Annotated in this window: 13 protein-coding genes and 1 pseudogene; 8 read left to right on the top strand and 6 right to left on the bottom strand. The window is 72.4% G+C overall.

Translation table 11 applies throughout. The features are described from left to right. Positions 1 to 2: 2 nt before the first annotated feature. The 4 genes from OG432_RS10075 to OG432_RS10090 form a co-directional block, all read right to left on the bottom strand. Positions 3 to 1,733: an ABC transporter substrate-binding protein gene (locus OG432_RS10075; protein ID WP_328309914.1), complete on the bottom strand. Its 1,731-nt coding sequence runs from the start codon at positions 1,731 to 1,733 to the stop codon at positions 3 to 5. Positions 1,734 to 1,926: 193 nt separating this feature from the next. Next, positions 1,927 to 2,022 carry an Ms4533A family Cys-rich leader peptide gene (locus OG432_RS10080; RefSeq protein ID WP_323177914.1) on the bottom strand — a complete coding sequence of 32 codons (96 nt, stop codon included), beginning with the start codon at positions 2,020 to 2,022 and terminating at the stop codon, positions 1,927 to 1,929. 88 nt (positions 2,023 to 2,110) lie between these two features. Further along, positions 2,111 to 3,478, bottom strand: a complete 1,368-nt coding sequence (locus OG432_RS10085) for a DUF3152 domain-containing protein (protein WP_328309917.1) — start codon at positions 3,476 to 3,478, stop codon at positions 2,111 to 2,113. Between the two features lie 8 nt (positions 3,479 to 3,486). Further along, the gene (locus OG432_RS10090; RefSeq protein WP_328309918.1) at positions 3,487 to 4,479 is read right to left on the bottom strand and encodes an alpha/beta fold hydrolase; all 993 of its coding nucleotides are present in this window, start codon (positions 4,477 to 4,479) and stop codon (positions 3,487 to 3,489) included. A 136-nt stretch (positions 4,480 to 4,615) separates the two neighbouring features. Here OG432_RS10090 and OG432_RS10095 point away from each other — a divergent pair, with 136 nt between their 5' ends. The 4 genes from OG432_RS10095 (at position 4,616) to OG432_RS10110 (ending at position 6,497) form a co-directional block, all read left to right on the top strand. Further along, positions 4,616 to 4,837 carry a hypothetical protein gene (locus OG432_RS10095; RefSeq protein ID WP_328309920.1) on the top strand — a complete coding sequence of 74 codons (222 nt, stop codon included), beginning with the start codon at positions 4,616 to 4,618 and terminating at the stop codon, positions 4,835 to 4,837. Positions 4,838 to 4,983: 146 nt separating this feature from the next. Then, positions 4,984 to 5,625, top strand: coding sequence for a TetR/AcrR family transcriptional regulator (locus OG432_RS10100; protein WP_328309922.1), 642 nt, complete (start codon positions 4,984 to 4,986; stop codon positions 5,623 to 5,625). Positions 5,626 to 5,767: 142 nt separating this feature from the next. Continuing rightward, positions 5,768 to 5,995, top strand: a complete 228-nt coding sequence (locus tag OG432_RS10105; RefSeq protein WP_267056232.1) for a DUF3107 domain-containing protein — start codon at positions 5,768 to 5,770, stop codon at positions 5,993 to 5,995. Positions 5,996 to 6,233: 238 nt separating this feature from the next. Continuing rightward, on the top strand, positions 6,234 to 6,497 hold the full coding sequence (locus tag OG432_RS10110; protein WP_328309926.1) for a hypothetical protein: 264 nt from the start codon (positions 6,234 to 6,236) through the stop codon (positions 6,495 to 6,497). A gap of 47 nt (positions 6,498 to 6,544) precedes the next feature. Here the strand turns inward: OG432_RS10110 and OG432_RS10115 are convergent, their stop codons facing one another. Beyond that, complete coding sequence (locus OG432_RS10115; protein WP_328309928.1) at positions 6,545 to 7,306, bottom strand: ferritin-like fold-containing protein; 762 nt, start codon at positions 7,304 to 7,306, stop codon at positions 6,545 to 6,547. 447 nt (positions 7,307 to 7,753) lie between these two features. On the opposite strand from OG432_RS10115, the gene OG432_RS10120 reads away from it, so the two are divergent. Further along, the gene (locus OG432_RS10120) at positions 7,754 to 10,123 is read left to right on the top strand and encodes a DEAD/DEAH box helicase (RefSeq protein ID WP_443058361.1); all 2,370 of its coding nucleotides are present in this window, start codon (positions 7,754 to 7,756) and stop codon (positions 10,121 to 10,123) included. Positions 10,124 to 10,650: 527 nt separating this feature from the next. Here OG432_RS10120 and OG432_RS10125 read toward each other — a convergent pair. Further along, a complete protein-coding gene (locus OG432_RS10125) occupies positions 10,651 to 11,382 on the bottom strand; it encodes a class I SAM-dependent methyltransferase (protein WP_328309930.1) in 732 nt (243 codons plus the stop codon). 132 nt (positions 11,383 to 11,514) lie between these two features. Between OG432_RS10125 and OG432_RS10130 the strand changes: the two genes are divergently transcribed. The 3 genes and pseudogenes from OG432_RS10130 (at position 11,515) to OG432_RS10140 (ending at position 14,425) form a co-directional block, all read left to right on the top strand. Next, a complete protein-coding gene (locus OG432_RS10130; RefSeq protein WP_328309932.1) occupies positions 11,515 to 12,657 on the top strand; it encodes a sensor histidine kinase in 1,143 nt (380 codons plus the stop codon). Further along, positions 12,654 to 13,295, top strand: a pseudogene (locus OG432_RS10135) (response regulator); the annotation flags it as partial. The gene OG432_RS10130 and the pseudogene OG432_RS10135, both read left to right, overlap by 4 nt. Before the next feature lie 254 nt (positions 13,296 to 13,549). After that, a complete protein-coding gene (locus OG432_RS10140; RefSeq protein ID WP_328309934.1) occupies positions 13,550 to 14,425 on the top strand; it encodes an alpha/beta fold hydrolase in 876 nt (291 codons plus the stop codon). Positions 14,426 to 14,452: the final 27 nt, after the last annotated feature.

Genomic DNA, 14,452 nt, shown 5'->3' on the forward strand with positions numbered 1-14,452 from the left:
GGCTACTTGACCGCGACCTGCGCGATGTCGAGCACGCCGGTCCAGTCGCTGATGACGACGTTCTTGACGTCCTTGCCGACGAGCCGCTTGTAGACGGGGTGGAACAGCGGCACGACCACGGCCTGCTCGCCGATCTTCTTGTCGAGCGCGCCCCAGCGCGGGGCGGCGGCGGTCAGGTCGGTCAGCTTGTTGATCTCGTCGATCTCGCTGTTGACGGAAGGGTCGTTCAGGAAGCCGGTGTTGAAGTTGGCGCCGTCCTGGACGATCTGGCGGCCGTCGAAGATCGGCGCGAGGAACGGGCCGCCCGAGGGCCAGTCCGCTCCCCAGCCGCGCAGGAAGAACCCGGGCTCCTTCTTGGCGCTGGCGACGGTGTCGTTGTAGTCGTTGCCTTCGAGACCCTGGAGCTTGACGGTGATGCCCGCCTTCTTCAGGGCGTCCTGGAGGGCGGTGGCGACCTCGGGCCCCTTGGGGCCGCCCTTGGCGTTGGAGTGGGTGAGCGTGACGGTCAGACCGTCGGCGTAGCCCGCCTCCTTCAGGAGCTCCCTGGCCTTGTCGGCGTTGCCGGACGCGCCCGCCGGGAACGGGTCGTACGGGGTGTACCCGAAGGCCTTCTGGTTCGGCAGGAAGGTGGTGGCGGGCTCGGCGAGCGAGGAACCGCCCACGGCGTTGACGGCCGAGGTGCGGTCGACGGCGTACGCGATGGCCTGGCGGACCTTGGGGTTGTCGAACGGCTTCACGTTCGGGTTGAACGCGATGTAGTTGGTGTAGCCGAAGTGCCCGGTGCCGACGCGCGCGGCGAGCTGCTTGTCGCTGCTGACCTTGGCCAGCTCGGCCGGGCCCAGGTTGGTGTCGGTGGTGACGGCGGCGGCGTCCGGGCCCTGTGACGCGGAGAGCCGCTGGTTGATGACGGCCTGGTCGAGCCCGGAGCGTACGTCGATGGTGTCCGGATAGGCCTTGCGCTCGCTGTCGGTGGCTTCGGACCAGTGGGGGTTGCGCGCCAGGACGAGGTGCTCGCCGTCGTTCTCGTTCTTGACGACCTTGTACGGGCCCGAGGAGACGGGGTGCTCCTCGTACTTGGTGCCGTTGTCCTTGGCCTTGGGGACGGGCGCGAACTGCGTCTGGGTCGCCAGGAAGGGGAACTCGCCCTCGGGCTTGTTCAGGTGGAACACGATGGTCTTCGCGTCGGGCGTCTCGATCGAGTCGAGCCCCTTGCCGCCGTCCTTGTACGGGCCCGCGTACTTCGCCCCGCCGACCAGCCAGTCCCTCAAGTACGGTGCGCCGCCGGAGAGTTCGGCCGCGAAGGAGCGCTCGATGCCGTACTTGATGTCGGCGGTGGTGATCGGACTGCCGTCCTCGTACGTGAGGCCGTCCTTGAGGGTGTACGTCCACACGGTGGCGTCCGCGTTGGGCCGGCCGGTGTCGGTGGCGAGGTCGGGCACGACCTTGGTGCCCTCGGCGCCGCTCGCGCGCTTGCGGGTGGTCAGGGTGCGGAAGACGAGCGAGGGGACGTTGCCGCCGCCGGAGGTGTAGAGCCGGGCGGGGTCGAAGTCGGTCTGCGCCTCGTTGTTGAGGACGCTGAGCGCGCCGCCCTTGTGGGGCGTGCCGGAGGCGGCGGACCCGGCGCTCTTGGCACCGCCGTCCTCGGGGCCGCAGGCGACGGCGCCCACGGCCAGAACCACGGCTATGGCGGCCGCTCTTGCGACGTTCCTCGACGAAATGGACGTGTGACGCATCGGAAGGAGACCTCTCGGTGACTGCTGGGCAGGCGGCGCACACGGCGCCCGCAGCACCGGCCCCGTACCGGATGAGGAATCCGTACCGGAGGGGGAGGGAGTGGCTGCGCCCGTGTGCGGAGGCCGTGCGGAAGCACGGCGATACCCGGGCGCAAAAGGGAAAAGGGAAGAGTCGAACGCGCTCGGGACTGCGTCAGCTACAGAGAACGTCGGCCACGCTGTGCCCGGTCACGCCGATGAGCGCCAGCTCGATGGCGGCGCGTTCGGTGGTGGCGTGACGGTGCGACATGCCGAGAAATATGAACGAACGGCTGTCCACTGTCAATCGAGAACGAGACGGCCGTCCCACATGGCGGGACGGTCGCATCGCGTCGGCGTCAACTCTGGGGATACACCCAGGGGTTGGGCCGGCACTGGATCCCGTCGATGTCGAGGGACTTGGTCTGCTGCTGCATCACCGGCGCGAGCGCACCGGGAGTGCGGCAGCTCACATGGTTGTGCCCGAGGCGGTGGCCGACCTCGTGATTGATGAGCATCTGCCGGTAGGTGAGCATCGCCTTGCCCCAGCCGAACGTCACCGAGCCCTGCGCCCAGCGGAACGCGTTGATCATCACGCGGTCGGTGGCGGCGGAGTCGCAGGAGACGTTGTCCTCCGTGGTGTCGAGGCCCGACTTGGCGCACCACACGCCGGTGGTCCCGGGGCTGGCCAGAGTGATCACGAAGTCCGGCTTGCCCGACGAGACCCGCTCGAAGGTCATCGCCCCGCCGTGCGCCCAGCTCCGGTCGTCGTTGAGCGTCTTCTGCACGGCCTCGGCGAACAGATCGCCGTCCAGGCCGAGGCCCTTCTCCAGGTCGACCCGGTAGCGGTACTTGTGCCCCTTGCCGGGCGCGGCGGCCGCGCCCGGCACCGTCTCGAAGTCGCCGGAGCCCTTGAGCTTGGCGTCGAGCGGGAACTGCTGGGCCATCTTCTGGTCGTACGTCAGGACCGCGGGGGCGATCTGCGGGGTGGAGCGCCCGCTGCCCCGCGACGCGGAACCGTCCTCGTCCCGCGCCTTGTCGGCCGCCGATTTGCCGGCGGCGTCGTGCTTGGCGCCGTCCGATGTGACCTGTCCGGCGACGACGACCGCGAGCACGGTCGTCACCGCGGCGGCCGCGATCCCGGTGAACGTCCGCCCCTTGGAGGCCTTGGAGGCCTTGGGACTCCGAGAACCCTTGGGGTCCTTGAGGTCCTTGGGGTCCTTGGGGTCCTTGGGGTCCTTCGGGTCCTTGGGGTCCCGGGAACCTTTGGGGCCCTTGGGGTCCTTCGCCTTCTTGTTCTTGTTCGTGCTGTTCGTTGCGTCGGGGCCGGTCGTCCCGTCGCGCAGCGGCACGGGGACCGTGTGCGAGGTCGCCGTGGACCGGGTGTCGGGCCCGTCGAAGGCCTCGGTGTAGGAGCGGCGCGGGCCCGGGATGCGCGGGGCGCCGCCGTCGCGCGGGGCGCGCTCGGCCGGCCGCGGCCTGCCCTGCCGGTCGCCGTAACGGGCCGGGCCGTCCTCGTGGTGCTGGGGATGGCCGCCGCGCACTCGCGGGGTGCCGGAGGCCGGGGTGCCCGCGGACTCGTGGTGTCCTCCGTGGGCGGCGTCCCTGCCCTGCCGTCTGCGCCGGCCGCTGCCGGAGGCGACGGTCGGCTCGGCCTCGGGGGCCGGGGGCGCCTGGGGTATCGGCGCCGCGTCGCCGGATTCCTCGGGTCGGCTGTGTCGTCCCACGCCCCGGATCAGCTCCTGTTTCCTCGGTCGTCGCGGCGTCCGCCGCCGCTGTTGTCGTCGATCAGCTCCCGCACGGCCCGTGCGACCGCCTCGGGGTACTCCATCATCGCCACGTGCCCGGCGTCGGGCAGGGTCAGCAGCCGCGAGTCACGGAAGGCGGCCGCCGCGCGGCGCGCCATCCGGTACGAGACGAGCTGGTCACGCGCCCCGTACACGAGCAGCGTCGGCGCGAGCACCCGCTCCGCCTGCCGCCACAGGCCGTGCTGGCCGCCCAGGGTGTACGCGTCCACGATGCCACGGGCCGAGCGCGCCATCGCGTCCCAGAAGTACGGCAGTTGGAGGCGCCGCTCCATCTCCCTGACGGCCGCGTCGAACCCCTCGGGGCTCACCCTGCCCGGGTCGCCGTAACAGAGGGCCAGCACCCCGCGGGTGCGGTCCTCGGCGGTCCAGTCCCGGCTCAGCTTCGCGAACAGGGAGGCCACTCCGGGCAGCGCCACCAGAACCGTCGGCCAGGCGGTGCGCTGGACGCGGAGCTCCGGCAGCGCGGGCGAGACGAGCGTCAGGGTGCGCACCAGGTCGGGCCGGACGGCCGCGACGCGGGTGGAGACGGCGCCGCCGAGCGAGTTGCCGATCAGATGGACGGGCCCGCGGCCGGAGGATTCGAGCAGACGGATCACGGTGCGGGCATGGGCGGAGAGCGAGTAGTCACCGTTGTCCGGCGGCGGGGAGTCCCCGAAGCCGGGCAGATCCACGGCCTCGCCGTCGAGCCGGTCCGCGAGCAGCGGCATCAGCGCCGACCAGTTCTGCGAGGAGCCGCCGAGCCCGTGGACGTACAGCGCGGGTTCGCGGCCGGCGCCGGTGCCGGGCCGTGAGCGGACGGTCAGCGTGAGGCCGGACAGGCTCACGGAGCGCAGCTCCTCGCCCTCGGCGACCCCGACCGCGCTCACCCGTGGCGCCAGGGCGGCAGCGGCGGGGGTTTCCGGCAGCTCGGTCGAAGACATGCGGGCAATGTTACGAGACGATCACACCGTGGTTCGTGTGTTCGCGGTCACAAGCCGTATAGCGATGCGTCCGGGGAACTCCTAGGCTCGTAAGGAAGCCCCCGAATCACTCGAAGTGGACGAAAAGGGAGCAGTCATGTCCGTCGATCCCAGCGATCCGGAAACCTTCCGGGAAGAAGCCGACGACACCGCGGAGCTCTCCGAGGAGACTCCGGAGGCGGACGCCGCCGAGCAGCACACGGACGTACGGCAGAGCCACGACGACCCGCCGACCCGCCTCGACGCCGATGCCGCCAATGAGGCGGACGCGGTCGAACAGGCGCGCGTGGTCGCCCTCGACGAGGACGACTACCGGTGATATCGCCGGGTTCCTCCCGTTACCTCCGGCTACCCAGTGCGTCCGGTCCGTGAAATTCTGCGTTCGCACCGCGCACAGCCGGGTTACCCAAAAGTACGATGGCGGCGCGCGTGCATCGCGCAGCAGCAACAACTTTGGGAGGCGGCGTGACAGCCATCGAGCAGACCGAGGCGGCGCGCCCGCGAGGCACGCGCCTGCCGCGCCGGGCCCGCCGCAATCAGCTCCTGGGCGCGGCCCAGGAAGTCTTCGTCGCGCAGGGTTACCACGCGGCCGCCATGGATGACATCGCGGAGCGCGCCGGCGTCTCCAAGCCGGTGCTCTACCAGCACTTCCCGGGCAAGCTGGAGCTGTACCTGGCCCTCCTCGACCAGCACTGCGAGTCGCTGCTCCACGCGGTGCGCACCGCCCTCGCGTCGACCTCGGACAACAAGCTCCGTGTCGCCGCGACGATGGACGCCTACTTCGCGTACGTGGAGGACGAGGGCGGCGCCTTCCGGCTGGTCTTCGAGTCGGACCTGACCAACGAACCGGCCGTGCGCGAGCGCGTGGACCGGGTCAGCCTCCAGTGCGCGGAGGCCATCTCCGACGTCATCGCCGAGGACACCGGCCTCTCCAAGGACGAGTCGATGCTGCTCGCCGTGGGCCTGGGCGGCGTCTCCCAGGTGGTGGCGCGCTACTGGCTCTCCAGCGAGTCGACGATCCCCCGCGACAAGGCGGTCACGCTCCTCACCTCGCTCGCCTGGCGCGGTATCGCGGGCTTCCCGCTGCACGGCACCGAGGGCCACTGAACCGGCCGCGGCGCGATCATTCCTGAAGTGTGTTCGCTCCTGGCGTTCAGGGGCGGGCCATTTCAGGACCCGTCGCCGGGCTAATGTGTGCAGCGTACGGCGCGGCTGACCGCGCACCGCACGAGGTCGGAGGGACATAGCCGTGGAGGTCAAGATCGGCGTGCAGCACGCACCCCGGGAGATCGTTCTGGAGAGCGGGCAGTCCGCCGAAGAGGTCGAGAGCGCGGTTGCCGACGCCCTCGCCGGCAAGGCGCAGCTGCTCAGCCTCGCGGACGACAAGGGCCGCAGGGTCCTGGTGCCTGCCGACAAGATCGCTTACGTGGAGATCGGCGAGCCGGCGGTCCGCCGGGTGGGCTTCGGCGCGCTGTAGTACACACCGGACACCACGGAAGGGGTGCCGTCGGTCGAGGAGACCAGCGGCACCCCTTTCGCATGCGCGCGCGAGGCCACCGGCGCCGCTTCCTCCCGTGGCCTCCTCCGTCGCTCCCCCGTCGCTCCCCGTTGCTCCCCGTTGCTTCCTCCCGGTGAGGGGAGGGTTGCGTTCCGCGAGCGTCGGGTAGGACGGGTGTGACCGGTTCCGCCCTGGCCACCCCTGGGAGGCGACGCACATGCTTCTGGAAGCTCTCGGCTCCGCACTGCTGGGATTCGCACTCGCGTGGGCCGCCGCGGCCCGCCTCGCCCACCGGCTGCCCGACCGCCGCACGGTCCTGGGCGTCGGCCCGCTCGCCGGTCTCTTCGGCGCCTTCCTGACCCACTCCGCGATCGGACCCGGCCACGCGGTGACCACCGTGCTCGGTGCCGTCTTCGTCGCGGCCGTCCTGCTGTCGCTCCTGCTGCGCCCCACGCGCCGCCTGCGCCGCTCGGCGGCGTAGGCGGCCCCGCGGCCCCGCCGGACGAACCGACGGGGCGTCAACGCCCCCTAGGCGGCGAGCCCCAGGGCCGCCATCCGCTTGGTGTGGGCCTTGGTGATCCGCGTGAACATCTCGCCCACCGCCGCGAGGTCGAAGCCCGCGGCCACCCCGTCCACGCCGCCGACCAGCATCGTGGAGAGCGCGTCACGTTCGGCCACCACCCGCTGGGCCTGCGAAAGCGCCTCGCCCATCAGGCGGCGCGCCCACAGCGCGAGCCGGCCGCCGACCCTCGGGTCCGCCTCGATCGCGGCCCGCACCTTCTCCACGGCGAAGTTGCCGTGCCCGGTGTCGTCGAGCACCGCGAGCACCAGGGAGCGGGTGTCGGAGTCCAGGTGGTTGGCGACCTCGCGGTAGAAGTCGCTCGCGATCGAGTCGCCCACGTACGCCTTGACCAGACCCTCCAGCCAGTCCGACGGGGCGGTCTGCTGGTGGAAGTCGTCGAGCGCCTTGGCGAAGGGCTCCATCGCCGCCGTCGGCTCCGCGTCGATCTGCGCGAGACGGTTCCGCAGCCGCTCGAAGTGGAGGAATTCGGCGGAGGCCATCTTCGCCAGCTCCGCCTTGTCCGCGAGGGAGGGGGCCAGCTTCGCGTCGTCGGCGAGCCGCTCGAAGGCGGCGAGCTCGCCGTACGCGAGGGCGCCCAGGAGGTCCACGACCGCCGCCCGGTACTGGGGAAGCGCGGAGGCCGTCGTCCAGTCCTGGGCGGCGATCCCGGTGCGCTCGGGTTCCGGGGTGGTTTCTTCGGCTGCAGTGGCGTTGTCAGACGTCTCCATGAACCGCACAATAGCCCGCCCGGGGCACCCCGTAGGGGCCTACTCGATCACACCCGTCGCACCCGCCTCGCGAATTCTCCCAACACACATGCGCGAATCCGGGGTACAGTGGTAATGCGCCTGCCGAGTATGTCGACGGGCTGCATGAATGAGGATGCCCGGTCGGTTGCTCCGGTCGGCTCCGACCCGACAGCCCTCCACGGGGCACGTTTCCCCACGTGCGACCGAAGAGGGATCCCTCAGCGGCACGAGCGCTTGAGCGACGGCAGTGGTCCCACGCCCCCCGGCATTTCGATCGAATCTGATCCTGTCGGACGACATGGGCACGGTACGACCCGCCGCGTTCGCCTCCGTACCGCGTCTCACAGAAGAGGCAGCACCCTGACTACGTTCCGAGAGCTCGGGATCCTCCCCGAGACCGCCGAAGCCCTTGAAGCCGTCGGCATCGTGTCCCCGTTCCCCATTCAGGAGCTGACGCTCCCCGTCGCGCTCTCCGGGGCCGACATCATCGGCCAGGCCAAGACCGGCACCGGCAAGACGCTCGGCTTCGGCCTCCCGCTCCTGGAGCGCGTGACCGTCCCCGCCGACGTCGAGGCCGGCCGCGCCACCTCCGACCAGCTCACCAACACCCCGCAGGCCCTCGTCGTCGTCCCGACGCGCGAGCTGTGCCAGCAGGTGACCAACGACCTCCTGACCGCCGGCAAGGTGCGCAACGTCCGCGTGCTGGCGATCTACGGCGGCCGGGCGTACGAGCCGCAGGTCGAGGCGCTCAAGAAGGGCGTCGACGTGATCGTCGGCACCCCGGGCCGCCTGCTCGACCTCGCCGGCCAGCGCAAGCTGGACCTCTCCCACGTCAAGGCGCTCGTCCTGGACGAGGCCGACGAGATGCTCGACCTCGGCTTCCTGCCGGACGTCGAGAAGATCATCCAGCACCTGCCGCCGAAGCGTCAGACGATGCTGTTCTCCGCGACCATGCCGGGCGCCGTCATCGGCCTCGCCCGCCGCTACATGTCGCAGCCCACGCACATCCGCGCCACGTCGCCGGACGACGAGGGCACGACCGTCGCCAACACCGAGCAGTTCGTCTACCGCGCCCACTCCATGGACAAGCCGGAGATGGTCGCGCGCATCCTGCAGGCCGAGGGCCGCGGGCTCGCGATGATCTTCTGCCGTACGAAGCGCACCGCCGCCGACATCGCCGAGCAGCTCGCCAAGCGCGGCTTCGCCTCCGGCGCGGTCCACGGCGACCTCGGCCAGGGCGCCCGCGAGCAGGCGCTGCGGGCGTTCCGCAACGGCAAGGTCGACGTGCTGGTCTGCACCGACGTCGCCGCTCGCGGCATCGACGTCGAGGGCGTCACCCACGTCATCAACTACCAGTCGCCCGAGGAGGAGAAGACCTACCTCCACCGCATCGGCCGCACCGGCCGCGCGGGCAAGAAGGGCATCGCGATCACGCTGGTCGACTGGGACGACATCCCCCGCTGGCAGCTGATCAACAAGGCGCTCGACCTGAAGTTCCCGGACCCGCCCGAGACGTACTCGACGTCTCCGCACCTGTTCGAGGAGCTGAAGATCCCGGCGGGCACGAAGGGCGTACTGCCCCGTGGTGCCCGCACTCGCGCCGGGCTCGCCGCCGAAGAGGTCGAGGACCTCGGCGAGACCGGTGGGCGCGGCCGCAAGTCCGCCGCCGCGGCTCCCGTCGTCACCGAGGAGCGCCCGGAGCGTACGCGCACGCCGCGCCAGCGCCGCCGCACCCGGGGAGGCTCGCAGGGCGAGGCCGTCGACACCGCTCCCGCACCCGTCGCGGCTCCGGCCGCCGACGCGGTCGAGACCGTGACCGAGCCGCGCACTCCGCGCCGCCGTCGCCGCACCCGCGTGGGTGCGCCGTCGTCCGCGCCGCAGGCCGCCGCGGCGCCGGTGGCCCAGGCCGCTCCGGTCGCCGTCGCCGAGCCGGTCGTCGCTCAGGCTCAGGCTCAGGTCAAGGCCGAGCCCGCCGCCGTGGCCCCGGTCAAGGCGCAGTCGCGGCGTCGTCCCGCCCCGGTCGCCGAGCCCGCCCCCGCCGCGGCCGAGGCCAAGGCACGCCGTCGCCGGGTACGCAAGGCCGACCCGGCCTCCGAGGTCGGTTTCGTGACGCCGGAGTCCGCGGCGCTCGAACTGGCGAGGGCCGCGAAGGCAGCGACCACCGCCGCGATCACCGTCGTCGCGGAGGCTCCGGCCGCCGTGGCCCCGGCCGTCGAGGCCCAGGCGCCGGTCAAGGCGCGGCGTACGCGGACGAAGAAGGCCGCGGAAGCGGTCGAGGTCGTCGAGGCCGCACCCGAGGCGGTCGCCGTGACCGCGGTCCTGGAGGTCGAGGCGCCGGTCAAGCCGCGGCGCACGCGGACGAAGAAGGCCGCGGAAGCGGTCGAGGTCGTCGAGGCCGCACCCGAGGTGGCCGAGGCGCCGGTCAAGGCGCGCCGCACCCGCGCGAAGAAGACCGCGGAACCCGTTGAGGCCGTCGAGGCCGCACCCGAGGTGGCCGAGGCGCCGGTCAAGGCGCGCCGCACCCGCGCGAAGAAGACCGCGGAACCCGTTGAGGCCGTCGAGGCCGCACCCGAGGCGGCCGAGGCGCCGGCCAAGCCGCGGCGCACTCGTGCCAAGAAGGCCGTGGCGGTGGCCGAGGTCGCACCCGAGGCGGCCGAGGCGCCGGTCAAGGCGCGGCGTACGCGGGCGAAGAAGACCGCGGAGGCCGTCGAGGCGGCGCCGGAGGTTGCCGAGGCGCCGGTCAAGGCGCGGCGCAGTCGGGCGAAGAAGGCCGTCGAGGCCGCCCCCGAGGCGTAACCAGCACTACGCGAAAGGCCCGGCTCCCCTCCAGGGAGCCGGGCCTTTCCCATACCCGCCCCCAGCCTCGGGGGCTGCGCCCCGGACCCCGGGGGGTTTTCCCACCCTCCCGCCCGTGCGGCAACTCCGAAGGTGCGGCTCCCCGGGGCTGCGCCCCGGACCCCCCGAGGGGCTCCGCCCCTCCAACCCCGGCGGGGGCTCCGCCCCCTGCACCCCCGTTCGCGCCTAAAGGGCGCTCGTCCTCAAACGCCGGACAGGCTGAGGACGCCTCCACCGAGCCCCGCAAGGGGCGCGGGGAACCGCGCGAGAAGCAAGCACGGTCCGCACAGGAAAGCGGGGTTAAGGGGCGCGAGGAACTGCGCGACCAGCCGTCCAGAGCCCGCACCCGAAAGCGGGTTCCAAGGGGCGCGGGGAACTGCGCGGGACGCGGGCACGGCTCGCACACGCAGGCGGTTTTTGGGGTGGGGCGCGGGGAGGTCCAGAGCCCGGGACCCCGGGTCACGCGGCGGGGTCGGCGGGACCCCGGGTCACGTGGCGGGGGCCGTGCGTCGGCCGGTCCGCTCGGGGACGCGCAGGTGCCACACCCGGGCCGGGGGAAGGTTGCGCCACACCACGCTCTGCCGCCCCCCGTGCCGTCGGGCGAACTCGTCGATGACCGAGGACACTTCACGATGCCTGGCGGCCTCCGCGCGACCGCTGAGAGCGGTACGCACGACACGCGTACCGAGGTAGGCGAAGAACGTCAGATGCCCGCCCGGGGCCAGCACCGACAGATAGCGGGCCAGGATCGAACGGACCTGCTCCGGCTGGAAGTTGGTGAACGGCAGGCACGAGACGATGACGTCGTACTCCCGGTCGAGCCGCAGCTCGGTGATCGAACCCGGCAGGATCCTGATCCGGTCGGCCGCCGCCGCCATGACCGGGTCGGTTCGCAGTGCGTCGCGCAGGACCCGTACGAAACGCGGATTGATCTCGACGGCGTCCAGCCGGTCCGCGGGCCCGGTGAGCGCGGCCAGCGCCCGGGTCACCGGGCCGGTCCCCGCCCCCACCTCCAGGACCGCCGCCGGGCGCCGCACCATGGCCGAGGGCCACATCGGGGCGGCCAGCCGGTCGGCGAGGCGCCGGCTGCTCGGCGCGACGGCACCGGTGGTACCGAAGGTGCGGGCAGCCTCGCGCAGGAACGCGGGCCGGGTGGCAGGGCAGCGGACGGCCGTCTCGGGGGCGGACGCGGGCTGCGGATTCACGTGCGTCGGATCCATGGCCACGACGCTAGGAAGCGGCGCGAACCGTGCCATCGGCTGTTGTGCGACGGGCGCACCCTACGAAAGTAGGGGGTCACGATCGCCCGAGTGCGGAGGAGGGGGGACACTGTGGATACCTACGCTTCACCCGTGCTGAATGCGGATGCCCGGAGATGGCCGTGGTGGGCGGAGGCCCTGCTGGTCGTGCTGGTCGGCGAGTTGTCGGTGCGGACCGGCGTCGTCGGGGCCGACGGCGACGCCCTCGATCCGCGGGTCGCGGGCGCGGCCTTCGCGAGCCTGTCGCTGCTCCTGCGATACCGGCTCCCCGCCGTCACCGCGGGTGTCACCACCGCCGCGGCCGCCTGGCTCGGGGACCCGCTGCCGCTCCTGATCGCCGTCTTCCACCTCGCCTCGCGGGGACGGACCGCGGTCGCCGCGGTCGCCGCGGTGGCGGCGCTGATCGGCAACCACGTCCTGCAGCCCGGCCACCTCCTGTGGAGCGTGCGCTCCTACGGCCCGGTCATGCCGTTCGGTCTGGCTCTGGCCCTCGGTCTGTGGGCGAACAGCAGACGCCGGCTCGTTGCCGGCCTCACCGTCCGGCTCGATCAGCTACGGGTGGAGCGTGAACTACGCGTGAAACAAGCCAGGTTGCACGAGCGAGCCAGGATCGCGGCCGAGATGCACGACGTCCTCGCCCACCGCCTCAGCCTGCTGGCCCTCTATGCGGGTGCGCTGCGCCGACGCGCCGACGAGCTCCCGGAACCGGTCGCCGAACGCATCGCCCAGCTGCGCACCACCTCCAAGGACGCGCTCGACGACCTGCGCGACGTCCTCGGGGCACTCCGGGACCACACCGACGGCGGCGCCGCCCGGACCCCGGGGCTTCAGGATCTGTCCGAGCTGCTCGACGAGGCCCGCTCGGCGGGGCAGCGGATCGAGGCCGATGTCCGGGGCAGCGCCGAGGGCCTGCCGGCCAGTCACCGGCTCGCCGTGCACCGCCTGGTGCAGGAGTCCCTCACCAACGCCCGCAAGCACGCCCCCGGCGCCCCGGTGCGGGTCACCGTGCGGTACGGGCCGCCGCTGTCCACCGTCGAGGTCGGCAATGGCCCGGGGACGGCGCCCCGGGACGCCGCCGCGCCCGGCGGCTACGGTCTTATCGGGCTGGCCGAGCGGGTCGCCGCCCTCAACGGCAGCCTGCACTACGGGCCGTCCGGCTCCGGTGGCTGGCTGATCGCCGCCGGACTCCCCCTCGGCCAGGGCGCCAACGGCCGTCCGGAGCAGGGAACTTCATGATCCGTACGCTGATCGTCGACGACGACCGCCTGGTCCGCATCGCGCTCGCCGACATCCTCGCCGACGATCCGGGCATCACGGTCGTCGCACAGGCCGGCGACGGACAAGAAGCCCTCGACCTGGCCGCCGCGCAGACCATCGACGTGGCGTTGATGGACATACGCATGCCCCGCATGGACGGAATCACCGCCACCCAACGGCTGCGGGCCCTGCCCCGGCCACCCCAGGTCGTCATGCTCACCACCTTCGATCTGGACCAGTACGTGTACGACGGGCTCGCCGCGGGCGCCTCCGGTTTCCTCCTCAAGGACACCGACCCCGCCGAGATCGTCCGGGCCGTCCACGTCGTCGCCGAGGGGCAGGCCATGCTGCATCCGACGGCGGCCCGCCGCCTCGTCGACCGCTTCCACCGCACGGCCGGCGGCGGTGTACGGGCAGCTCGGGCCAGGGTCGAGCGGCTCACTCCCCGCGAGACCGATGTGTTCGGGCTGCTGGCCGACGGCGCGTCCAACGCGGAGATCGCCGCGGTCCTGGGCATGCGGGAAAGCACGGTCAAAGCCCATGTGAGCCGGATCCTGAGCGCCTTGGAAGTGGCCAACCGGGTACAGGCCGCGCTCCTCGCACGGGACGCCGCGCTGCACGGGGGCGAACGCGACCGGTCGGCACCGGGTGCCCCACGGGCGCGCGAGGAACCGCGCGACCAGCCGTCCACGGCCCGCGGACAACGGCGGGGCTTCAGGGGCGCGGGGAACGGCGCGAGGAGCGGGCACGGTCCTCACCCGTAAGCGGGTTGAGGGGCGCGGGGAACCGCGCGATCAGCCACGCACGGTCCCACAGGCGCACCCGTTCGCGCGGCGACGACCCCCCTGCGCAGGGCGGATACGCTCTACTCATGAGTAAGCCCCGCTCCCTCGCCCTCCCGCCCCGCACCCGTGCGTACCGGCTCCGCACCCCGCGTCAGGAGTTCGCCGTACTCGATTCGCGGCCCGCAGGGCAGCCGCGCGGGACCGTGCTCCTCGTGCCCGGGTACACCGGCAGCAAGGAGGACTTCCTCGCGCTGCTCGATCCGCTGGCGGACGCCGGGTACCGGGCCGTGGCGGTCGACGGGCGCGGGCAGTTCGAGAGCCCGGGGCCGCGGTGGCCGGCCGGGTACACCCCGCGCGCCCTCGGCGGCGACGTCCTCGCGCAGGTGGCCGCGCTGGGCGACGGGCCCGTCCATCTCGTCGGGCACTCCTTCGGTGGGTTCGTCGCCCGCTCGGCGGCCCGGCTCGACCCCACCGCGTTCCGTTCGCTGACGCTGCTCGCGTCGGGGCCGGGCCGGGTCGGGCCCGAACAGCGCACCAAGATCCGGCTGTTGCAGGCGGCGCTGCCCGTGCTGCCTGCGTCATGGGTGTGGTCGGCGACACAGTGGCTCGACGGCAGGGACCCGGCGTACCTGCCGGACCCGCCGGAGATCGTGGCGTTCCTCGGCCACCGGTGGTTCAGCACGCGTCCCGCCCAACTCATCGCCACGGGACGGCAGTTGAGGGTCGAACCGGATCGTACCGAGGGACTCGCGAAGCTGCCGCTGCCGCTGCACGTCGCGTACGGGGACGGGGAAACGGTGTGGGCCGTCAGCGAGTTGGCCCACATGGCACGCAGCACCGGCGCCCGGCACACCGTGATTCGCGGCGCCGACCACTCCCCCAACGTCTCCCATCCGCACGAACTGACCGTCGCACTCACGGAGTTCTGGGCCGGCGTCACGGCCGGATCCGGCGCGGCCTGAGCCGGCACGGCACAGCAGTACGCCGGG

Source organism: Streptomyces sp. NBC_00442 (assembly GCF_036014195.1).
GTDB lineage: Bacteria > Actinomycetota > Actinomycetes > Streptomycetales > Streptomycetaceae > Streptomyces.

What these genes read in the sequence shown, in the direction of transcription:
- OG432_RS10090 (WP_328309918.1), bottom strand. Translation starts at nt 4,479, where the DNA reads ATGTCTTCGACCGAGCTGCCGGAAACCCCCGCCGCTGCCGCCCTGGCG.
- OG432_RS10110 (WP_328309926.1), top strand. Translation starts at nt 6,234, where the DNA reads ATGCTTCTGGAAGCTCTCGGCTCCGCACTGCTGGGATTCGCACTCGCG.
- OG432_RS10080 (WP_323177914.1), bottom strand. Translation starts at nt 2,022, where the DNA reads ATGTCGCACCGTCACGCCACCACCGAACGCGCCGCCATCGAGCTGGCG.
- OG432_RS10115 (WP_328309928.1), bottom strand. Translation starts at nt 7,306, where the DNA reads ATGGAGACGTCTGACAACGCCACTGCAGCCGAAGAAACCACCCCGGAA.
- OG432_RS10140 (WP_328309934.1), top strand. Translation starts at nt 13,550, where the DNA reads ATGAGTAAGCCCCGCTCCCTCGCCCTCCCGCCCCGCACCCGTGCGTAC.
- OG432_RS10125 (WP_328309930.1), bottom strand. Translation starts at nt 11,382, where the DNA reads ATGGATCCGACGCACGTGAATCCGCAGCCCGCGTCCGCCCCCGAGACG.
- OG432_RS10095 (WP_328309920.1), top strand. Translation starts at nt 4,616, where the DNA reads ATGTCCGTCGATCCCAGCGATCCGGAAACCTTCCGGGAAGAAGCCGAC.
- OG432_RS10075 (WP_328309914.1), bottom strand. Translation starts at nt 1,733, where the DNA reads ATGCGTCACACGTCCATTTCGTCGAGGAACGTCGCAAGAGCGGCCGCC.